Below are 21,267 nucleotides of genomic sequence, written 5' to 3' on the forward strand. Positions count from 1 at the left end.
GGTGCTCTGACCCACTTGCGAATCGTGTTGCGCGCCAACCCGGTGCGCTTGGCTATCTCATGCAGCGACAGCTTGTCGCGGAAATACATCCGGCGGATTTTGCCCATCATTTCCATACTGATCACCCCGTGTTCTCCTGCTCAAAAATTGAGCAGAAGCAGTTGAACACCTGGGTCAGTTTTCAGTCGGCAGAACAGCCTCTACTGGGTCAGTTTTCGGTCAGCGGCAACAGTCCTGCGGGCTGCAATGACTTCAGCGGCTTGCGAAGCTATTCAGCCAAGAATCTAGCTCTTCGGTGCGCTTGTAAAGAACGCCCGCAATGGCGGCCTCGAAACAGGATTCAGTGAGGCTTGCCAATGGCCGACGAGCAGGAACCCCCGACATCTTCGACCACCGTTTTATTGAGATATGGCTACTGAGCAGTCGACTGATCTCGCCACCCTGGAAACAAAGTTCACGTTTCCAGCCCAGTGGCTTGATCAGCCCGAGGGAGCAAGCCGTAGTGATTTCTTGCTTGTTCATCCCTGTGATGGCGATGGTTTCAAGTAGCGTGCAGTGAGCAGCCTCCAGCGAAGCGAGATGCTTCGCCATCCAGGCCAACAGACTGTCAACACCCACAAAGGCACCATCAAGCAAAGCTTTCCGATCTGAATTGGGTCGGAATGGAATTTCTTTTAACAGGATGCCGGCCAGTACATGCCCCATATGGCCGCCATGCGCTGATGCGATTCGCGCAGCATGCACCATATCGATGACCTGGCCAGAAACGACTGTCTCCAGCTGCTCAACCTGTTTGGCCAATGTAACTAGATCAAAACGGGTATCCCGTATAGACCTGTGGCCGCTGAGTCCCCGGAGTGCAGATGACTCAATTAAAGGCAGTATCTCGGTTGGCTGGCACCCCAGGACTTGTGACAGCAACCGATGATCAACTAGCGCCAATGATGTTGCGTTCTCCGCAGCTGACTCCTTGACCGACTGCCTCCCCGAAAGCCAATTCAAATCCCGAAAAGGCCAGGGCAGCGCCAGTTTTTCTACCAGCGCATAAATCGGCAGGTAAACGGCGAATGCGCCAATTACAGCTGTGGGAGATCTATGTACTCGACAAGTTTCGGCCCATGACTGCATCGCCGTTGACTCATTGAGCAGGGTGTATGCCTGATCCAGAAGCTGAGGCCAAGGCGCGATTTCAGTGGGTGGCCTCTCACGAGCAGACAGATCAGTGCTCAACGGTACAAGGATGCATTGAAGGGCTAGTAGCAGATCCCGAATGAAATGGTTGAGCACATTCGAGTCGGATAAACGTGAACGAAGGTCTGAAGCATACGCCGGCAGCTGTACTGGCCTAGTAGAGGCTTTGAGGTCAGCCTTGCACGAAGGGCAACGGCATTCGAAAAGCTCTTCCGACCACTCAAACTGGTCATTGCAGTGCGGGCAAGCATGAATCAATTCATGACGATGCTCATAGCAATGCGTGAATGGCAACTGACCAAAATATGCTGGCATCCGTTTTTTCTTCCGAAGGCATGCCGTACAGATTCGGGGAACTCGCAGCTCAAGGTTTCGGTAAATTCGCGAGGAGTCATGTGCTGTAACTTTGGCGAGAATCTCATCTCGAACGACATAGCAACTCAGCTCTGCCGGACTCAGACCTAACCATCCTGCCAACGCAGCCTGGGTATCAGGCGATTGATGGTTTTGTGCTTTGCTGCCACCAATTCTCAGGGTAGAAAACAGCTCCTTTACAGAACTGCGCCCATTAGCCACAGCCAAGCGCAGTAGATAAGCGGAAAAATGCTCACCGGGTTCGGGGCGAAGGCGTACCGGCAGAAGTCGCAGCTTAGACATTTGCCCGCAACGCCAGGGCCCGTTCGACTTGAGGCAGGGACATCTTGAAAGGATTTTCTATCAAATCTGCGTAACTGCTGACGTCGAATGCCTCCGACAAATGAGTCATGCAGATCTGCTGATTCCCGTCAGTGCTTTCAAGCGCATGCTCAAGCACGTTCGCAATGAATCCATGGAGCCCGTTACTGGCGAGATAGAACCGTTTCAGCATCTCGTCACTGCTCAGGTTGATGCATGGAACGCCAATGGTTTTCTGATATACAGCCATGAGATTCTTCCATGCATTTGATCCTAGAGCAGGAGGCTTAAGCTGGACAGAAGCGTTAAACCTACGAATCAGCTGATCTTCACTGTGCTTACCTTTGACTGTGTCAGTCAAAATTCGATTCCCATGGGGAAGTCCGGCAAGGACAAAAGGAATTAGGCTTCGATCCATGATGCTTTTGATCATGTCAGCAGCTTCTTGCGTCCGCCGGTGGGTGTGCTCGGGGAGCACATGTTGAATTTCATCGATGATGATTAGCTGAACACCCAGTGATTTTGTCAGGCCGTAAAGGCGACTCAATAGTGACCTGGCCGTACCTTTCTGAGGCTCGGGATCGCCGCAAGCCTCAAGCAATCCGCTGAGAATGTCGTTTACAGTAACTCGGGACGGCAGTGATATGTAGAGGATTGGACGCAGGGTTCTGTCTTCCAACTCAGCATCTGGAAAGGCCTTGCGATATAAGTGAAGCAAAGTCGATTTGCCAGCTCCGCTGGCTCCAAGCAGCATCATGCTTTTTGGCTTCAGGCCGGCAGTTTTATGGCACCGACTAATCGCTTGATACGCTAGGTCGAACTGCTGATTTCGAATTGTTAGCTGCAAGAATGCTTCCGTGTGCGGCTTTCGGCGTGGAGCATTACTCGATGGTGATTGCATAGTCGTCATCCTCATCAATAATCGGTGAAACAGCACAAATGCTGTCTGCTGAGTATTCTTCGACGGGTGACTTCAGCAGTGTTTCAAGGTCGATAGGTGTCCCCGCTGAGTTAAGCGGTATGTCTGGCCCTTTACGGCGTGGCTTTTCAGGATCGCTATAACCCTCACGGATACCATCATCCCATGTGGGCGATTCATCCTTCGTCGTGCGATAAACTCGCCCCACGCGAAGTTCTGAAAATGAAAGCCCCGAGGTCTTGCCCCCTAGAATATTTGGAACCTCTAGAATCCGATTTGTAAAAGGGTCTACAACGCTAATGGCACTGGCATCGAGCGGGTCGCGGTATGCAATCACCTTGACTTCATCTTTTTTATGCGGTTTTTGGTTTCGTTGTGATCGATGATAAATTGCTTGAAGCTCGTCACTATTGAAAACCTGATAGTCACAGGTAATTCCCTTCACATGAGCAAGGTTATGCTCTTCGCGTAGCCCGCGCAGCAAGTTGTCATGCCCAATCTCATCAACCATTACCGGCGGATATTTTGTGGCGCTTTCACGCCAAACTTCGGCAGGGGTTCGGCCATTCAATCCAGAGTGCGGCTGATTGTGGTACTTGATAATGAACTCACTGAACAACTTCCTGAATTCAGAAAATGTGTGCTTCGCAGAGGACTTTATGCTGGAGTCAGACTTATATCTGTTATCCGGCTTCCCCAGATAGCCTTTTAGCCCCTGAAATAGGCCTGTACGGGTCGTGCCAATGAATCGTTCCACGATGGGTTTGCCCCAACCCATTTTGGTGCCAGTGCAATCAACTTCGACTTTCAAGTTGTCAAAAAATCGCATGGTGTCAGCAGAGATATATGCAGCTCCTTGGTCTACGACCACCCGCGCGGGTATTCCGCAATATGGATATAGCGGGTCATTCTTTCGTGAAATAGCATATCGAAGCGTATGGATTACACAGGCAGATGTCTCTCGCGGCTTGCCAACGTGAATGGCGTAACCCAGCACGACGCGCGAGTAGGCATCAACGACAAAGTAGATGCTAGGCTTTCCTATAAATTTGCCGAATTTGTTTTTTAGCCCTACATTAAAATGTGCCGTATCAAGCTCTGCACGTTGCAGAATTCTTTCGATTTCAATTTTAGAGTTGGTAGATCTAGCCTCATGCCTGGCTGCACTTTTCCCGTACCGGCACGCAATCACGCTGATGCGATCAAGCGCGCGAATACGGCGTTCAAGGGTTGAGAGAGATGGGCAAGGTGCAATGTATCCTCTGGCAGCGTATTTTGCGGAAAAAATCAAATATACGCGATGCATCGAAGGTTTCTCTTCGGTGAGATATTCCTTTTTTATGACCATGTCCATTAGGTCAAATACTTCATTAGCGATAGACGGGTTCCGGACTCTCTTACCACCAAAAAGGACTTCAGCCATGTTCTCGCTGGCAGCAATCCATTTCTTGTAAATTCTATGCAGATTGGAAATACTCGGTGGAGTGCTATCCGAGATAAGATATGAGATGCGAGCTATGACGAGTTCCCGGACGCCTTTTGCACAGGGCTTTGCCTCAAGTTTCAGCGCACTGCAATAAGCAGTCATGCGTGCAATTTCTTCATCCTGCTCTGTGCTGGTCTTTATGTAGCACGGATTGTAAGAAGGAGTCCTGAACAAATGAAGCTTCCCATCTGATCGTGCACGCTCCAGTTCCTCTGGAGTGAAGCTCTCCACCTTTCCATCTTTAAATTTTATTACGGCAAGATCGCCATCAAAGAGGCGAAGATTGCCGGTTCGCCCCTCATAGGAAAGCAAACAATCCACATATAGATTTTGCATGGCTACACCTTGATAAGGGCTGTTTGCTCGGTCAGGCGTATAGAAAAATCGAACCGAAATTCGCCATGAGCCAAAAGTGCGAATGGTGTCGTATCAGGAAATCCCAGACGCCTTAGATATTCTTTTAGCTCCGAGAAACAAATGTCTTGTGGCATTCCTTTCTTTATTTTTGCCACTTCAGGCCGATTGATAAAGACTCTCTTGTAAGGATAAAGCATATTCATGTTGAAAATTGAATCGCCCAACCGGATGTCTTCATCTGTGACAATCTCTAGGCCTGCACCACAAGCATCATTTATGTGTCGACGAATCCACGCCATTTTTTCTTGCAAGGCATCGTCGACGCGTTTAGCCATTTTAATCTCGCGGAACTGATAGCCACGGTCATCACTAAACTTGGCGAGTTGGTCTGGAGTGTATCTCGCAGGTTTTCCGTTAATTGCGGTATAGGCAAATGAAACGGGTTGCGCCTTGTAGGACTCAACCGCCTCATCAAACTCTAGGGTCAGTAGGGCATCCCTCTCCAGCAAGCTTTCACACCAGAACCTGGCCTGGTTCTTCACCGAGTAGAAATGCCGGATCGGCTTAGACCAGACACCCTTAGGTTTTTGCTTTGGTTTCAACTGCGCCACCACATGAATCAACGCGATGATGCTAATGCTATGGAATCTCGGATGCCTGTCAAGAGGAAAAATAGCATCATCGTGTTGATGTTGTTATGCCTGGCAGCTAGGATGAGTGATACGCACAAGAAGGAAGCGAGATGGTGACCCTCTCAGAAATCGCTGAAATCCGCGCAGGGCATGCGTTCCGCGGCGCTATCACGCCTGACTTTGAAGCGCACAGCCGGGTGATCCAGATCCGCGATGCTGATCAACAGAGTGGGGTGGATTGGGCAGGTTTGGAGCGCTGTACCATCACCGCTCGCAAAGAGCCGGACTGGTTACAAGCTGGAGACATCCTTTTCCAAGCACGTGGGCGCAAGAATTTCGCTGTGTGTCTGACTGAGGTGCCTTTCAGCAAGGTTGTCTGCACGCAACACTTCTTCGTTATCCGTGTACGTGACGAGCGGTTCAGTCCTGCTTTCATCGCATGGCAACTGAACCAGGTATGTGCTCAGCGTCACTTCGACCTGAACACACCAAACGTCAACACCCGGCACATCACGTTGCCGACCCTGAGTGCAACCCCTGTCGTGTTCGCTGAACGAGCAGTGCAGCAAGAGCTTCATCACCTGGTCACGCTCGCTAGAAGAGAGCAGCTTCTGTTCGAGTCTCTAATGAAAACCAGGCAGCAACAAATGGCGGCGGTCGCCAGTCAAGTCCTCGGGAAGGGAACGGTATGAGCAGGGTAGATCTCCTGGAGTCAATCACGGCCAGTCCGGACTACAGGACGCTTACAACGCACCTATTCCTTCTGATCTTGTGGAGTCCGAATGACCACGACTCGTCTGATGAGGAAGTGCCGGAATCCTTTGAAGAAGAATTCTTTTACCGTGCTGCTTGGCTAGTCGGCGAGACCTCGCCTTTGCTTGCCAATGCACTCCGCAAAAAGCTTGATATCTACAAGCTGGAGGCAGGCTCGCTAGCCGCTCACCATGAGTATTTCCGTGCGATTGCACACGGATTAGCTAAGGATGACTCGGTAAGACCAATGCTGCTGGAGATGCTCCTTCAATCGCTTGAAGCTGATGGCTCTTATGAAGGGACAAGGCCTTGCCCTGAGGAGCTAATCCAAGTGATCGCTGGCATAAGCCAGCAGTCTGGTGGGCGCTCTTACTACGACCCCCTCAGCGCGAATGGACGACTGCTTGCCGAACTCGTTTCCAACTCAAGCTCATCAGCTTGGGGGCTGGGCCAATCCTCTGCTGACGAAGATATCCTGCATGGGCTGCTACGCGCTTTCTTCCAGCACGATTCTCTGACATTCGAAAAGGCAGATGCCCTGAAGTCACCACCCAATGACGGAGTGGGGCTTCAATCTTTTGATGTGGTGGTTTCAGACCTGTCAGAAAGTGCTGACGTCTGGGCTACAGAGCTCGGTGCCGGAGATCCATTCGGGCGATTCAAATACGGTATTGCCCCGAAAGGGAAAGGGGAGTGGCCGCTCATACAGCACATGCTTGCGTGCATGCGGAAAGACCAAGGGGTGGCAATCGCTGTAGTGGATCTAGCGGCCCTGCTAAGGGCGGGCAAGGAAGCTGAAATCAGACGAGCGATCATGCAGAACAATTTGCTCGACGCTGTAGTCTATCTTCCGGCAAAGCTTTATCGCAGTGATGCGCGCTCGCTTGCGATTTTGGTCTTCAAGTCTTCGCGTCAAAGCAGTTCGGTGCTGCTCATAGATGCGAGCAAGCAGTACACATCTGAAAAGAGCCTCAACACGCTCACGGCTGAGGGTATTCAGCAGATTCAGAAACATTATTCCCGTCGTGAACCTGTTGAAGGTAATGCTGTTCTTCTGTCCATAGCTGATCTTGAAGCCACTGGCTTCGCGCTGAACCCAGGGCGATATTTCTCCGCCCGTGCTGATGAAGGACTGCATGATCTCGACGCCCTTAGCCGTGAGCATGAGTACCTCAAGCTTGAGCTTTGGCAGGTGGGGGGACAGATTGACGAATTGCTCAGTAGGCTAGCTGAGAAGGTCGCCCCATGAAAAACCAGCGCAAGATGGCCTTGCTGGCCGCTGCGATGATTGAAGACTATCCGGACGTGGTCTCTGGTTACGTCGTTGACGCACGGATCGAGTCCCTCCATCTGATGGGCAATGTGTTCAAGGCATTCGGCTATCGGAATGGCGAATCTCTGGTCAGCACAGAAATTATGCAGATCATGCTCTTTTCGCCAGATCGTTGGATGCTCAAAACTCGTGATGATGAGTTCTTCGTCATCGCATCCTTTGCACGCGGTGGTCGTCAGTCTATAGAAAACCTTGCTGAAAAATTTGAGGCAGCTCGGCTATCCCATTCGTTATGGCATGTTCATTAAGTGAAACGACTATGAGCGAGCTCGATTCATTGTCGAACCTGTTCAACGGGGACGGAGAGGTCATGACAGGTTCCCCAATGACCGACGAGCAGGCGCTCAATTTCATGCGCGACCTACGCCTGAACACCGAGTACTGCTTGGTCAGAGATTGGGTCTGGATTGACCTCATTGTCACGCCACTTCAGTTGGCAGAGCTTGAGAAAACAAGTCGAAAACCTGTGATCATCTTTGCGCATAAGGTCATCTACGACTCACAAAGGCGCTGGGACGTAGGCGACCTTGTGCGAACATCGCCGCTGCAAGAGTTCCGTGACGGCTGCCTGTTCCAGACGCTCAACTCAGTTTATGTGCTGCTCGGGGACGGTCAGAAAAAGCAGGCCGCACTGGAGACGGTTGGGCGAATAGTGTTCTGAATACCAGCCAACAGTCTCCAATCCAGGTAACGCCTGATAGCCTCAGGATACGTCGTGATTTTATTAACAAATTTGTTAATGCTTTCCTTACCAGTAACCTGCTTCGATTGATGCCTGGTCGGCTTTTTCAAGCCACGGTGGCCGCAGCTCGACGCTTGTAGCGAACCAGTGGATGGTTGTTGATCCGCTTCATCTCGAACAAGTCGATGGCAGCGAACAGATCTACCAGCCGTGGATATCCATAGTTGCGTGAGTCAAAGACAGATAACTCTCAGCTAGTGGGCCTCACAGGCTGTAGCCGCGACCCGGTGAGTCACGGCTACAGCCTTGAGCAATCAGTTCCCGCCGCTGGACGAGCGGCGGGTTGCCGGAGACTGCGTGGCAGTCGGCTTCTTCTTCGCGGCGTCGCACTGCTCTTTCAGCTTCTTCACTTCGGGATAAGCCACATCGCTGATGTACCGCTTGGTATCAGCCAATTGCTCGCATGTCTTCGGCATCGCTTTCTCGTCGTCATCATGCCCACCGGGATGGGCCATCACGAACGGCGAAGCGAGCAACGTGCGAGCCAGGGCGGCAATCAAAAATGGACGAATCTTCATTTCACTATCTCCTGGGGTGAGGCCCTGCATACAAGGCAGGGCGGGAAACTTCGGCCGCCCGTTACGCGCACGGCGCAGCAAGACGGCGGGAGTGCATAGGACGGCAAGCGCGACCCGGAGATGCACCAGACCAAGAAGGGCAACCAGTACTACTTCGGCAGTGCGACCTGAAAGTCGCATGGGTTTCTGTTCCGCAGGTTAACGCCCGACGGAACCGACTGTTCCACCACTCGTTCCCTACCCAGACAGGCGTGGCCGGCAACAGCCGGGTCTGAAGCTCTGGGGACAATGTAACCGCCGATATTTCGGTAGGTCGAACCGCGAGGCCAGACTGAATCTGCCAGCATCAAGGCGGAGAGGTGCTAGGGATGAACGGGTACGGCTAACACAAGTGAATCTCATATAAACGTCGTCATAGTAGCCAAGCCAAAGATGCTGACAGGCTTGAACCAAAAGGTGCGCGGCCAGGCAGGGGTTCTTACCGATAGCCCCTCGTGGATGTGGTGCCGCCGGCGAAATCGAGGAGCCCGACCCGTTCGGAAATCCATGCGGAACAGGGTAAGCCCGTAGCGTTGCCGATTTCGGCAGGTGAGCTGTAAAGCAAGCTGTTGATGCTGCGGGTAAAGGAATGTGGAAAAAGCGAAGGTCACCCTGTAATGGGGTGAATACAGATTGAAACATCATCTGGCGCGAAAGCGAGCAGACTTCCACACGGTCTTCCATGGCGAGAAAACCTGATCAATCGTTGTACGGAGGAAAGCAGATGGCAGTGTTCGCACCCAATGCGCAAGCAACGGCGAGCATTGGTGCGCCTTCGAACTTCATATCGGCCTGGCCCCAACACTGGAACCAGATCGAGTCGCAAGTGAAACGACTCCAGGTACGTATCGCCAAGGCAACACGAGAAGGCAGGTGGGGCAAGGTGCAAGCCTTGCAACGACTGCTGACTCGCTCGTTCAGCGGCAAACTGTTGGCCGTGAAACGAGTGACGGAAAACAGAGGCAAGAGAACACCGGGCGTTGATGGCAAGATCTGGTCGACTCCGGTGGCTAAATCGACGGGAGCACAAGCGTTACAGCATCGGGGCTATCGGCCTCAACCGCTGAGACGCATCTACATACCCAAAAGCAATGGCAAGAAGCGTCCGCTGGGAATTCCAACGATGCGGGATCGTGCGATGCAGGCGCTGTGGAAACTGGCACTTGAGCCGGTTGCCGAAACGCGTGCAGACCCCAACTCCTATGGATTTCGGCCGCAGCGATCCACTGCCGATGCAATCGCACATTGCTTCAATGCACTGGCGAAACGTGGTTCGGCGCATTGGGTACTGGAAGCTGACATTCGAGGCTGTTTCGACAATATCAGTCACGATTGGCTGCTCACCAACGTGCCCATGGATAAGGTGGTTCTGCGCAAATGGCTTCGAGCGGGGTATGTCGATCAGGGAGCCTTGTTCGCAACGGAGGCAGGAACCCCGCAAGGGGGAATCATCTCTCCGGTACTTGCGAATTGGACGCTGGATGGCCTGGAAGATGTCGTCCATGCAAGCGTGGCTTCGACAGCGCGCAAGCGTAAGCCATTCAAGATACACGTCGTACGATATGCCGATGACTTCATCATCACAGGGGCCACGCAAGCTGTTCTGCAACATCAGGTTCGTCCTGCAATTGAGGCGTTCCTGAAACAGCGTGGACTGGAACTCTCTGATGAAAAGACTCAGATAACGCATATCTCACAAGGCTTCGATTTTCTCGGCCAAAACGTACGCAAGTACGCCGGCAAGCTGCTCATTACACCGGCTCGCAAGAGTGTGAAGGCATTGCTGGATAAGGTGAGGGAAATCGCAAACGCAAACAAGACGGCGACTCAAGCTAACTTGATCTTGACCCTGAACCCGGTGATCCGAGGATGGGCCATGTATCATCGCCATGTTGTCGCCGCCAAGCGTTTCGCTTGGATCGACCATCAGATTTGGCAAGTGTTATGGCGCTGGGCAGTTCGTCGGCACGCCATGAAAAATGCCCATTGGGTAAAACAACGCTACTTTCGTGTCGTAGGTCAACGGCACTGGGCTTTCGCCACCCAGGAGAAAGCGCGCGGCTTGAGTCAACCTGCTTGGCTGTATGCCGCCGCCAGTGTTTCGATTGTGCGGCATATCAAAATATGCAGTGCAGCGAACCCGTTCGATCCAGCATGGACGTTTTACCTTGAGCGCCGAAGAGCGCATCGTCAGGTTACCCAGTCTTACTCAGGCTGCTGGAAGGCTTGAGCCGTATGAGGGGTGACTCTCACGTACGGTTCTTAGGGGAGACAGGGGTGGTAACACCCCTGTTTTACCCGACTGAAGGCGCACATCGGCGTGGATGATGAGTCGGGGCTGGTACACAGCGTGGTAGGCACGGCAGCCAACGTGGCGGATATCACCCAGGTCGACAAACTGCTGCACGGTGACGAGAACGTCGTCTGCGCGGATGCCGGCTACACCGGCGTCGAAAAGCGCCCCGAACATGCTGGCCACGAAGTGATCTGGCAGGTCGCAGCACGCCGCAGCACCTACAAGAAGCTCGATAAGCGCAGTGCCCTGTACAAAGCCAAGCGCAAGATCGAGAAGGCCAAGGCACAAGTGCGAGCGAAGGTCGAGCATCCGTTTCGAGTGATCAAGCGCCAGTTCGGTTACGTGAAGGTGCGCTTCCGTGGCCTGGCCAAGAACACCGCTCAGCTGGTGACGCTGTTCGCGCTGTCGAACCTATGGATGGCGCGCCGACATTTGCTGACTACCGCAGGAGAGGTGCGCCTGTAATGCGGAAAATGGCTGCTGCGAGGTGCTCGCGGCGGCCAAAAACGGAGAACTGAGCGGGTTACCTGGTCGATTTTGATCGACGGCCCGCTTTCAAAAGCAGCGAGGGCTGAAGTCGACCGGAAATACAGGGCTACTTCAGACCTTCCTTAGGACTCGGCAATACTCCAGACAGTCTTTCGTGCATGAATCTCATACCTTGAATAAACTCCGCAAATCGTTTGATCGAGAGCGGCAATTGATTTTCAATCGCCGCAATCCTGCGATCAGGTGGTAAGAATCAGCGTTCTCACGCTGGCGTGGTGTCCTGGCGGTCGGCACGCCGATGAATCAGGCGATACAAGGCCGGCAGTACCAGTAGCGTCAGCAGCGTCGAGGAAACAATGCCGCCGATGACGACAGTTGCGAGCGGTCGCTGCACTTCCGCGCCGGTGCCGACATTGATTGCCATCGGTACAAAGCCAAGGCTTGCAACCAGCGCGGTCATCAGCACCGGGCGTAGCCGCGTCATCGCGCCATTCACAATGGCATCCTGAATCGGCGCTCCGTCGTGGTGCAGCTTGCGGATGAAGCTCACCATCACCAGGCCGTTGAGCACCGCCACACCGGATAGGGCAATGAAGCCGACCCCTGCTGAGATCGAAAGCGGAATGTCGCGCAGCCACAATGCAGCCACGCCGCCGGTCAGCGCCAAAGGCACACCACTAAAGACGATGGCGGCGTCCCGGCCTGAACCAAAGGCCATAAACAGAAGGCCGAAGATCAGAACCAACACGGCGGGCACGACGACGGACAGGCGCTGGCTTGCCGAAATGAGCTGCTCGAACGTCCCCCCGTAGCTGACCCAATAGCCCTCTGGCAGCGTGATTTCGCGGCTTACCCGCTCTCGTAGTTCTTCCACGAACGACCCCAAATCGCGCCCGCGGACGTTGCTGGTGATGACGATCCGGCGCTTGCCGTTCTCACGGCTGATCTGATTGGGGCCGGGCGCCACTTCGATGGATGCAAGCTGGCTGAGCGGCACGTAAGCAGCTTGGCCCAGCCCGGCAGCCATGCCGGTCGAAACCGGAATGGTCAGTGTCGCCAGTGCCTTCGGATCTTGGCGTTGCGCTTCGGGTAGCCGAACCACGATGTCGAACCGGCGATCTCCCTCAAATACCTGGCCGGCGACAGCGCCGCCAAGGGCGATTGCCACCGTCTGCTGTATGTCGTCGATCGCCAAGCCGTGTCGGGACAGCGCATCCACGTTCGGCGTGATCGTCATCATCGGCAGGCCCGTGATCTGTTCGAGCGCCACGTCAGCAGACCCCTCGATGCTCTCGGCCACAGCTTCAATCTCCGAGCCTAGTCGGGCAAGTTGCTCCATATCATCGCCATACACCTTGATCGCCACCTCGGCACGGACACCTGCGATCAACTCATTCATGCGCATCTGCACGGGTTGAGTGAACTCGTAGTTGTTGCCGGGAATGGCGTTCACCGCCTTCTCCAGTTCCGCAAGCAGGACGCCTCTCGGCTTGCGAGGATCGGGCCATTCGCTGCGATCCTTGAGCATGATGAAAGTGTCGGCCACAGAAGGCGGCATGGGATCGGTCGCAACTTCGGCAGTGCCGATCTTGGCGACGACTTCCTCCACCTCTGGAAACTCCTTGATCCGCGCTTCCAATTGGCGCTGCATACCAATCGCCTGGGTCAGACTCGTTCCGGGAATGCGCATCGCGTGCAAGGCGATGTCACCCTCATCCAGATTGGGGATGAACTCGGTGCCCAAGCGTGTCGCAAGCAAACCGGACAGCACCACCAGCACTGCCGCCGCCGCGGCAACCACGACTCTCAGCTTGATTGCCTTCTGGAGAAGTGGCGCATAGAAGCGGCTGATGCCGCGCATCACCTTGGTTTCTTTTTCGGAAACTTTGCCGGTGACAAACAGTGCGACAGCCGCAGGCACAAAGGTCAACGACAACACCATCGCACCAGTCAATGCGATCACGACGGTGAGGGCCATCGGGTGAAACATCTTTCCTTCCACGCCCGACAACGCGAAGATCGGAAGGTAAACAGCCGTGATGATGAACAACCCGAACAGGGCGGGCTTGATGACCTCTGCGCTGGCGCTGGAAACCAGCGAGAAACGCTCATCACGGGTCAGCAGGCGACCGAGCTGATGCTGTCGCTCACTGAACCTGCGCAAGCAGTTTTCCACGATGATGACCGCGCCATCGACGATCAGGCCGAAATCCAGCGCGCCCAGGCTCATCAGGTTGGCCGAGATGCGGTTCTGCACCATGCCGGTAATCGTCAGCAGCATGGCGATCGGGATCACCGCCGCGGTTATCAGTGCCGCGCGCATGTTGCCCAGCAGGAGGAACAGCACTGCTATCACCAGCAGCGCGCCTTCCAGAAGATTCTTCTGCACCGTTGCAATGGTGCGATCAACGAGCTGAGTGCGGTCGTAAACGGCGTGCGCGCGGACTCCTTCTGGTAGTGTCGCGTCGATTTCAGCGAGCTTTTCTACTGTGCGCTGCGCAACCGCCCGGCTGTTCTCGCCAATCAACATGAAAGCCGTGCCCAACACGACCTCTTTGCCGTCCTTGGTGGCTGCGCCGGTTCGCAGTTCGCTACCCTCCAGCACCTCCGCCACATCGCTTATTCGCAGCGGCAGCCCATCGCGCGTTGCCACGTCGATTTTTCGCAGCCGCTCGATGTCGCCAATCTGGCCGGGGATGCGGATCAGGTACTGCTCGCCATGACGTTCGATGTAGCCGGCGCCGACGTTGGCGTTGTTCCGCGCGACGGCGTTCAGCACGTCATTCATCGTCAACTCGTAGGCCAGCAATTTGACCGGATCGGGCGTGATGTGGAACTGACGCACGTAGCCGCCGATGGTGTTGACCTCGGTGACGCCTTTCAGATTGCGAAGCTGCGGACGTACCGACCAATCCTGCAAGGTGCGCAGCGTGGTGGGTGTCCATATTTCCTCGTAGCCCTTTTCGGGTTCCAAGGTGTACATGAATATCTCGCCCAGGCCGGTTGCCACTGGCCCGAGCGAGGGATTCAGGCCCGCCGGAAGTTGCGAAGATGCCTGCTGCAAGCGTTCGGCGACCTGCTGACGGGCGAAGTAAATGTCAGTGCCGTCCTCGAAGACCGCAGTGACCTGCGACAGACCGTAGCGGGAAATCGAGCGGGTGTAGTCCAGCCGGGCAAGGCCGGCCAGCGCCGTTTCAACCGGGAAAGTGACGCGCTGCTCGGCCTCCATTGGCGAGTAGCCTGGCGCCTCAGTATTGATCTGCACTTGGACATTGGTAATGTCCGGTATCGCGTCGATCGGCAAGCGGCTGTAGTTCCAGATACCCAGCCCGGACAGGGCGAGCACCAATAGAAGCACGAGCCAGCGATGCGCGATGGACGCGCGAATGATGCGTTCGAGCATATCTGCGTCCTCAGTGATCGTGGCTTGCGCCAGACTTTTCGATGTCTTGGCGTATCAGGAAACTTTGCTCGGCCACGTAGTTAGTGCCGGGCTTGAGTCCGCCAGTCACTTCAACGTACTCACCATCACGATCGCCGAGTTCGAGCATTCGGACTTCGTATGTGTCGCCGACCTGCGCGAACACCACGGTGAAATCGCGGAATCGCTGCAACCCCGACTCCCTCACCGCCAGCGGTACGTTGCGCGTACCTACTGTGACCTCTGCCGCCACGGTCATTCCGGGGCGCCAGCGTCCCTCCGGGTTCGGGATGCTGACGCGGGCAATGAGGCTCTGGCCGCTACCAGCTACCGGCAACAGTCGCTGAATCTTGCCGCTGGCTTCGGTCTTTCCCGTCGCTGACCGGATTCGCACTGGCTGTCCTGGCTGTAGGGCTTCGGCATCAGTGCCAATGGCACGCAAGTCGATCCATACGTTGGACGGGTCAGCCAGCTCGAACAGCGCACCTGCCTCGGCCACGTCACCCACGTTCGTATTGCGCGTGAGCACCACGCCATCGAACGGCGCGACAATTGGATAGGTGCGCATACTGTCGTTGCCCTCAACGACGGCCAGCGTCTGGCCACGGCGGACTCGTTCGCCCTGTTGCACGTTCACCGATCGCACGATGCCGGGAAAGCGTGCGCGAACCGCCGCGTGTCTATCGGCATCCAGAACAACGGTTCCCATCAACCGCACAACATCTCGGATGACTGCTGGCCCGGCCGATGCAGTCTTGATACCGGCATCCTTGGCGATGCCGGCCGGAATGGTTACGCGACCCTCATAGGACTCGTAAGACCAAGTGGACTTCTTTCCGGCATGTTCGGCGGACACGGCGACATCGAACGAATGCGGTTCGGTCACTTCGCCGCTGCCGACTAGATAGTTGCCCTCTGGCGTGAACGTGAATTGGTTGACCTCGCCATCCAAACGGGAGAGTTTGATGGTCGCAACGACATCGGTGGCAGCGACTGGCTTTCCATCGCGATAGGCGTAGAGCCTGTAATGCGGAGGTGCGTTGGTTTCGTAGATGGTGACTTCTAGGGCGAAGTCTCCATCACGCAGTAGCCGGCCATTGTTCGGCCCACGCTCATAACTTCCACTGGCTTGGACACTGGCCTCCTCTTTGGATTTGTCGCCGCCGGGGCCGCAAGCGGTGGCAAGCACGCAAAGGAGCAACAGGGAGAGAATGCGAATCATGGTGCGGTGTCCTCGACGGTGGCGGTGAGGCGTTCCACCTCGACCAGCAAAAGGTGATAGCGGGTGGCGGCTTCGACAGTTCGCGCACGCAAATCGAACAGTGTCCGCTGCGCTTGAGCCAGTGACAGATAAGAGAAGCGGCCTTGTTCAAAGCCGCGCCGAGTCGTCGCTAAGGCACTTTCAGCCATAGGCAGCATTCGTGTGCGTAGCGATTCGGCTTCGTGCCGCGCGTGCGTGAGTTCCTGATATTTGTCGAACAGCGTCTGGTGGCGCTCGAAGCGTTCGGCATCACGCCGCGCTTCCAGCGCAGCAAGCTCCGCATTTGCTTGAGACACCGCGTATCCAGAGCGCGTTGGACTACCCAACGGCACCGAGATCGACATCACCACGCCGTGATCCTTGAAGGCTTCCAGGCGTCGCACGCCCAAGCTGACGTCGATGTTTGGTTTGGCCTCAGCCTCGGCGAGCCGGCGCCGGGCGCCAATGGTGTCGGCCCGCAATCGCGAGGCCCACAGTTCTGGCGTCGAAGGCAAGCGTGCAGCCAGCGTCTCGAACGGCGCCACAGTCGGCAAGGCTTGCAGGTCACCGACGACCTCACCGAAGTCGGGTGCCAGCGCGCCCCAACTCGCTGCTAAAGTCATCTTTGCGCTAGCCAGCTCGTGTGCAGCACTTTCGCGATTGAGTTGCGCCTCAGCGAGCGCAATCTCCGCGGCCTGCAAATCCGACTCGGGATTTCGAGCGGCCTGCACCCACGCTGCAACCTCCTGGCGGGTGCGCTCCGCTTGCTGGATACGTTCCTCGGCATACGCCAGCCGCTGCTGTCTGGCGAGCACCTCGATGAAGCGAGTTGTAGTCAGGCTGGCCAAGTCGATCCGCACTTTGGTGGCCTGATGCTCTTGCTCCCTCATCTCGGCCCGGCCCAACGTCTGACGGGCCTCGCGCTTGCCGCCGAGTTCTATGACCCGGCCAATGCGCAATGTCGTTTCCGCCGAGCGAACACCTCGTAGGTTGCCGTTACCGGCCACGTTCTCTACCTCGCCGCCAATGGTGTAAGGCGGTGGCAACGCCTCGCGCTGCGTGCGGGCTTGCACGGCTTGGAGTTGAGCCGTTTCAGCGGCAATGGATGGGTGAGCGGCCAATGCGCGGGTGACTGCATCCTCCAATCGCAAGGTTTCGGCGGCCACGGCTGCGGACGTGCCGCAGGCTCCGACGAACACCAAGGCCACTACGCGGATCAAATTCATGGAAATCCTCATGACGACAAAAGTTGGCGAGCAAATGATTCCGCGTGACGACATCCCGCGCACGCCGGAGCGAAATCACCATAAAACCGAGCATCAATCGGTTTTTCGGACAAAAAAACACAGCACACAGGCATATGGTTACCTCGTCATCACGGCGATGAGAGATTCGGTTACAGAATGCAGCCAGCCTGTAGAGAGGCTGCAAAACACCAGAACAAGACTGCCTAGCACCGGCCCCAAGTATGAGACAGACGAGAGCTTGGGCGACAGCAACGCCTCGACGCGCTCAGGGACAAAATCGGAAAAGAACGCCATCGTCAATGGCACCTGTTCCTTGGCGTGTTGCCGAAATATCTTCTCCACTACAACGATGGTTTCGGCCACGGCGACAGGACATCCCACTTCGGTTGCAGCGGCAAAATCACAACGCTGTTCCAATGCGAGTTCCAGATCACGCAACAACCGGCGGCGAGTACCTGGCAACTGGATGCTCGACAATACGACGGCGATCAAACGATGCAGAACATCGCGATTGGCGATGTGAGCCTGTTCGTGCGCCAACACCACGCGCAACTGCGTCGGATCAAGTCGCCGCATCAACGAGGTCGAAAGCAGGATGTGACCTTGCCCGACGCCACAGGCCAGCGCCATAGGTTGATCGACATCAAGCACGCGAAGTTTGTCTGGATGCCCCGGACGCCAGCTCAGGCGCACCATCGAGGCAAGGGTTCGCCGAGCACGCCAAAGACCCACTGCGGCCCGTGAAGCCAGCCAAGCCGCGTATCCTGCCAACAATGCCAATGCTCCCCATAGCCAAGCACTTTGCCCATTGCCGCTCGGGTGCCAAACGCACAGGTGCAAGAGCGTTTCAGCGTGTGCAGAGCAGGCAGCGGCAAATCGGGCCGAATCATCAAACATCGACGGCATGGCAATGGTCATGGCCGCGTAGGCAATACCCGCCGAGGCAGGTGTTACCAGCGTCCACCACGATACCCTTGCTCGCTGGGAAGGCGTCTTTCCCGACAGCGCACGGCGCAATGGGCGCTCGCAGGCTCCAATCAGCAAGGTCAGCGTTACCGCCAGTACGAAACCGGATAGCAATGCAAATTGAAGCAGTGGCCCATAACTCGTCATCACGTCTGATCCAATTCAGCGCGACGATGGGCAATCAACTCCTCCAGCCTCTTGAGCTGGTCGTCATCCGCCCTTGCAGCAAGATCGACAAAGGCGCTCAGCAACGCATCCGGCTGCGGGCCTGCGACGCGACGCACCGTGGATTCCACCAACTTCTGGATCAATTCGCGGCGGGAAACTCGTGCTGAATATTCATAGGCATGGCTGATCTTTTCTCGCCGGAGCATGGCCTTGCGAAAAAGACGTTCCAGCGTAGATTGCACGGTGTTCGGAGAAATCGAGCGAGCCTGCCCAATGCGGGCATACACCGCCTTGGTGTCGGACGGGCCGAAGCGCCAGATGTCTTCGAGCACGGCGATCTCCAGATCGCCCAGTGTTGGTACGCTGTGATTGGTCAAGGTTGTCAACTCCGAGCTTTGACTCGAACCTAGAAGTATCCCTTACAAAAAACCGACCGTCAATCGGTTTATCATGGCTCGCTGGCGCCACACTCTGCTAGTGTGAACAGTTAACCGACGGCAGGCCCACGCTGCCGCCCGATCTCCCAAGACACCCCGCCACCGCGCACCGTAGCGGCAAGCTGCTGTCCTAGCCGCTGCTCGATCACTGGTTTCCACGGCACCAGGCTGAACCCCTTGCCGCCATCGAGCATGGCGTAGCGCCCACTGGCGAGCATGACGGAGCGCCTGTAGATGCCCGCCACGCGCTGCCCGTCAGTCACGGGCCGATGCTCCAGGCCAGTTTCGGCGGCAATGTCCTTGGCGGCCTGCGCCAGCTCCCGGTTGCGCAGCGTGCCCAGCAGGTTGCGCGCCAGAATCACGCGCTGCCCGCGCCGCTCGGCCAGCCCCTGTTCGGCCAGGAAGTCGGCGCGCTGCTGCATCGCCTGTTTGGCCTCACTACCAAAGCCCAGGTCGCCCAGGCCCGACCCGCCACCGATCAACTGCTGGTCGAGCCAAGTGGCGCCGATCACGCGGGCCTGCCGCTCGATGGGCAGGTGCGATTTCAGTTCCACCGCCACGCCGCCCAGGCGCTGCGCGTCATAGCGGCGGCCCTGTTCGGCCAGGTCGTCCGGCACCTTCCATAGTCCCTCGGCCACGCGCTCCACGATGCCGGCGCGGCGCAGGGCTTCCAGCCGGCGGACGTGGGCCGCGACGACTTCCTGCGGATCGCGGCCCGGCACGGCCTGACCCTGCGCGACGGCCAGGTGGTGGTCAGTGCGGTACAGGCCATCGCTCGCCAGCGCGGCGATGTTCTTGTCGGCCGCGCGCACGTCGGCCGACCCCTTCACCTCCACCACGGCGCCAGTCGGGTAGTTCGCCAGCTCGTCGCGGGCATTGAGCGCGACGTAGTGGGCCTTGCCGTCCACGCCGTCGATGACCAGATAGCCCCGGTCGCGCAGCTCGTCGGCCAGTCCCTTCGCGGCCACTCGGCCGAGGATGGTTCGGCCGTCGTCGCCCGGCTCGAACACCGCCAGTTCGCGCGGCTCGCCGCGCATCGCCCGCTGCATGGTGCGGATGATGTCGCCACGTTCGCCCAGGGCGCGCAGGGTCTTTTCCGCGTCGGCATGGACGGCCCAGGTGCCCGGCTGCATCTCGTCGGCCAGGCCCAGGCGCTGCAAGCGTTGCAGCCGGCCGATCAGCAGCAGGCGCTGGCGTTGCAGCCGAGGTTCGTTGAAGCGTTCGATCTGCACCCGGCCATCCTCGCCGGCCTCGCGCTGCAACGTGCGGTCGAGGCTCGTCCACCGCTCTTGCTCCACCTCGCGCTGCAAGGTCTGCTGGATCTCCAGCTCGCTGCGCGGCCCCAGCCATTCGGTCGCCAGTTCTGCGGCGCGATGGCGGAAGCCATCGGCGATGTAGTCGCCCGCGATGATGAGGTCTTTGCCGGTGTCGTCGCGTCCGCGCACGACGATGTGCGTGTGCGGGTTGTCGGTGTTCCAGTGGTTGACGGCTACCCAATCGAGGCCCGTGCCCAGGTCGGCTTCCATGCGGCCCATCAGGTGCCGCGTGTAGGTGCGTAGGTCTTCCAGCTCGGCCCCATCCTCGGGCGAGAGGATGAAGCGGAAATGGTGCCGGTCGTCAGCGCAGCGTTCCTTGAAGGCGTCGAGGTCGGCGGCATCGGTTTGCGGCCCGTAGGCTTGGCCCGGCTCGCCATCGCGGCCCACACCGTCGCGCTCGATGTAGCGTAGATGCTTGGCGAGCGACTGCGGGCTGGCTTGGCGCTGGTTGACCAGCAGCGTCTTGATGGTCACGCGCCGCGACATGGGCGTCAGCTTGGCGCCGGCGAAGCGCGCCGCTGTGTGGCCGCGCCCGAGGCGCGAGCCGGGCCGCTGGCCGGTGCCCCTCCCGGTGCCGGTGCCGGTGGCAGTGCCAGGACGGCGCACAGCGGACTTGCCGCTGCTGGCCTTGCCCGCCTGCTTGAGCACCTTGGAGACGAAGCTCTGGTCGCGGTTCTTTGGGGCGCCGGGGCGGATGCGGAAATCGTCGTCGCGGCGGTCGGTCATGGCTGTGCTCCCTGCAAGCTCTGGCATGTCTGGTCGTGCGAAGCACGCGGACAAGCCTGCATTGGCGCGAGCCTCGCGCCCCACGCGGCACGGCGGCGAAGCCGCTGCGTGCCGCGCCACCCGCACGTGCAGACTGGCTTTGCGGGCCGACAGGTGCCGCACCCTTTTGTCTTGCCTTCCGCCTTTGCCCCTCGCTGTCGCTCGGAGCAGCGGCGGCCCGGCGGCGCTGCTGCGCGAGCAGCCAGCGCGCCGGCGAACGCGGACACGGCCGCAGGCCGGGCGCGTTCGAGGCAAGACGCCTGCACGTTGGACGGCT

16 protein-coding genes and 2 pseudogenes are annotated in these 21,267 nt (G+C 57.2%); 6 read left to right on the forward strand and 12 right to left on the reverse strand.

The window, feature by feature from the left end; translation table 11 throughout:
- Nucleotides 1-252: 252 nt before the first annotated feature.
- Genes IEG05_RS19060 through IEG05_RS19075 form a run of 4 tightly spaced genes read right to left on the reverse strand, consistent with a single transcriptional unit; the run spans nucleotide 253 to nucleotide 5,230 of the window.
- Nucleotides 253-1,848, reverse strand: coding sequence for a TniQ family protein (locus tag IEG05_RS19060; RefSeq protein WP_191122535.1), 1,596 nt, complete (start codon nucleotides 1,846-1,848; stop codon nucleotides 253-255).
- Entirely contained in the window at nucleotides 1,841-2,767 is a 927-nt protein-coding gene (locus IEG05_RS19065) for a TniB family NTP-binding protein (RefSeq protein ID WP_157837832.1), read from the reverse strand. Before IEG05_RS19065 ends, IEG05_RS19060 begins: the two co-directional genes overlap by 8 nt.
- Nucleotides 2,748-4,607 (reverse strand): DNA-binding domain-containing protein, encoded by a 1,860-nt coding sequence (locus tag IEG05_RS19070; RefSeq protein ID WP_191122536.1) that lies wholly within the window; start codon nucleotides 4,605-4,607, stop codon nucleotides 2,748-2,750. Before IEG05_RS19070 ends, IEG05_RS19065 begins: the two co-directional genes overlap by 20 nt.
- Before the next feature lie 2 nt (nucleotides 4,608-4,609).
- Nucleotides 4,610-5,230 carry a TnsA endonuclease N-terminal domain-containing protein gene (locus tag IEG05_RS19075; RefSeq protein WP_191122537.1) on the reverse strand — a complete coding sequence of 207 codons (621 nt, stop codon included), beginning with the start codon at nucleotides 5,228-5,230 and terminating at the stop codon, nucleotides 4,610-4,612.
- 140 nt (nucleotides 5,231-5,370) lie between these two features.
- Here IEG05_RS19075 and IEG05_RS19080 point away from each other — a divergent pair, with 140 nt between their 5' ends.
- Genes IEG05_RS19080 through IEG05_RS19095 form a run of 4 tightly spaced genes read left to right on the forward strand, consistent with a single transcriptional unit; the run spans nucleotide 5,371 to nucleotide 8,007 of the window.
- A complete protein-coding gene (locus IEG05_RS19080) occupies nucleotides 5,371-5,952 on the forward strand; it encodes a restriction endonuclease subunit S domain-containing protein (RefSeq protein ID WP_191122538.1) in 582 nt (193 codons plus the stop codon).
- Nucleotides 5,949-7,262, forward strand: a complete 1,314-nt coding sequence (locus IEG05_RS19085; protein WP_191122539.1) for an N-6 DNA methylase — start codon at nucleotides 5,949-5,951, stop codon at nucleotides 7,260-7,262. The genes IEG05_RS19080 and IEG05_RS19085 overlap by 4 nt, the downstream gene beginning before the upstream one ends.
- Nucleotides 7,259-7,594, forward strand: coding sequence for a hypothetical protein (locus IEG05_RS19090; protein WP_191122540.1), 336 nt, complete (start codon nucleotides 7,259-7,261; stop codon nucleotides 7,592-7,594). The genes IEG05_RS19085 and IEG05_RS19090 overlap by 4 nt, the downstream gene beginning before the upstream one ends.
- An 11-nt stretch (nucleotides 7,595-7,605) precedes the next feature.
- Nucleotides 7,606-8,007 carry a DUF6957 family protein gene (locus IEG05_RS19095; protein ID WP_191122541.1) on the forward strand — a complete coding sequence of 134 codons (402 nt, stop codon included), beginning with the start codon at nucleotides 7,606-7,608 and terminating at the stop codon, nucleotides 8,005-8,007.
- Between the two features lie 127 nt (nucleotides 8,008-8,134).
- Here the strand turns inward: IEG05_RS19095 and IEG05_RS23640 are convergent.
- A pseudogene (locus IEG05_RS23640) lies at nucleotides 8,135-8,254 on the reverse strand (hypothetical protein); the annotation flags it as partial.
- A gap of 88 nt (nucleotides 8,255-8,342) precedes the next feature.
- A complete protein-coding gene (locus IEG05_RS19105; RefSeq protein WP_191122542.1) occupies nucleotides 8,343-8,606 on the reverse strand; it encodes a hypothetical protein in 264 nt (87 codons plus the stop codon).
- 763 nt (nucleotides 8,607-9,369) lie between these two features.
- Between IEG05_RS19105 and ltrA the strand changes: the two genes are divergently transcribed.
- Entirely contained in the window at nucleotides 9,370-10,875 is a 1,506-nt protein-coding gene (gene ltrA / locus IEG05_RS19110; protein ID WP_046622612.1) for a group II intron reverse transcriptase/maturase, read from the forward strand.
- A gap of 72 nt (nucleotides 10,876-10,947) precedes the next feature.
- A pseudogene (locus IEG05_RS19115) lies at nucleotides 10,948-11,406 on the forward strand (IS5 family transposase); the annotation flags it as partial.
- A 286-nt stretch (nucleotides 11,407-11,692) separates the two neighbouring features.
- On the opposite strand, the gene IEG05_RS19120 reads toward IEG05_RS19115, so the two are convergent.
- The 6 genes from IEG05_RS19120 to IEG05_RS19145 form a co-directional block, all read right to left on the reverse strand.
- Nucleotides 11,693-14,833 carry an efflux RND transporter permease subunit gene (locus IEG05_RS19120; RefSeq protein ID WP_191122543.1) on the reverse strand — a complete coding sequence of 1,047 codons (3,141 nt, stop codon included), beginning with the start codon at nucleotides 14,831-14,833 and terminating at the stop codon, nucleotides 11,693-11,695.
- Between the two features lie 10 nt (nucleotides 14,834-14,843).
- Nucleotides 14,844-16,073, reverse strand: a complete 1,230-nt coding sequence (locus IEG05_RS19125; protein ID WP_191122544.1) for an efflux RND transporter periplasmic adaptor subunit — start codon at nucleotides 16,071-16,073, stop codon at nucleotides 14,844-14,846.
- Entirely contained in the window at nucleotides 16,070-17,317 is a 1,248-nt protein-coding gene (locus IEG05_RS19130; protein WP_191122545.1) for a TolC family protein, read from the reverse strand. Before IEG05_RS19130 ends, IEG05_RS19125 begins: the two co-directional genes overlap by 4 nt.
- Before the next feature lie 138 nt (nucleotides 17,318-17,455).
- Entirely contained in the window at nucleotides 17,456-18,451 is a 996-nt protein-coding gene (locus IEG05_RS19135) for a M56 family metallopeptidase (protein ID WP_191122549.1), read from the reverse strand.
- Nucleotides 18,451-18,849 carry a BlaI/MecI/CopY family transcriptional regulator gene (locus IEG05_RS19140; protein WP_023101672.1) on the reverse strand — a complete coding sequence of 133 codons (399 nt, stop codon included), beginning with the start codon at nucleotides 18,847-18,849 and terminating at the stop codon, nucleotides 18,451-18,453. The genes IEG05_RS19135 and IEG05_RS19140 overlap by 1 nt, the downstream gene beginning before the upstream one ends.
- A 110-nt stretch (nucleotides 18,850-18,959) precedes the next feature.
- A complete protein-coding gene (locus tag IEG05_RS19145) occupies nucleotides 18,960-20,951 on the reverse strand; it encodes a relaxase/mobilization nuclease domain-containing protein (RefSeq protein WP_191122546.1) in 1,992 nt (663 codons plus the stop codon).
- Nucleotides 20,952-21,267: the final 316 nt, after the last annotated feature.

Origin of the sequence: Stutzerimonas kunmingensis (assembly GCF_014764705.1) — a bacterium.
Classification (GTDB): Bacteria; Pseudomonadota; Gammaproteobacteria; order Pseudomonadales; family Pseudomonadaceae; genus Stutzerimonas.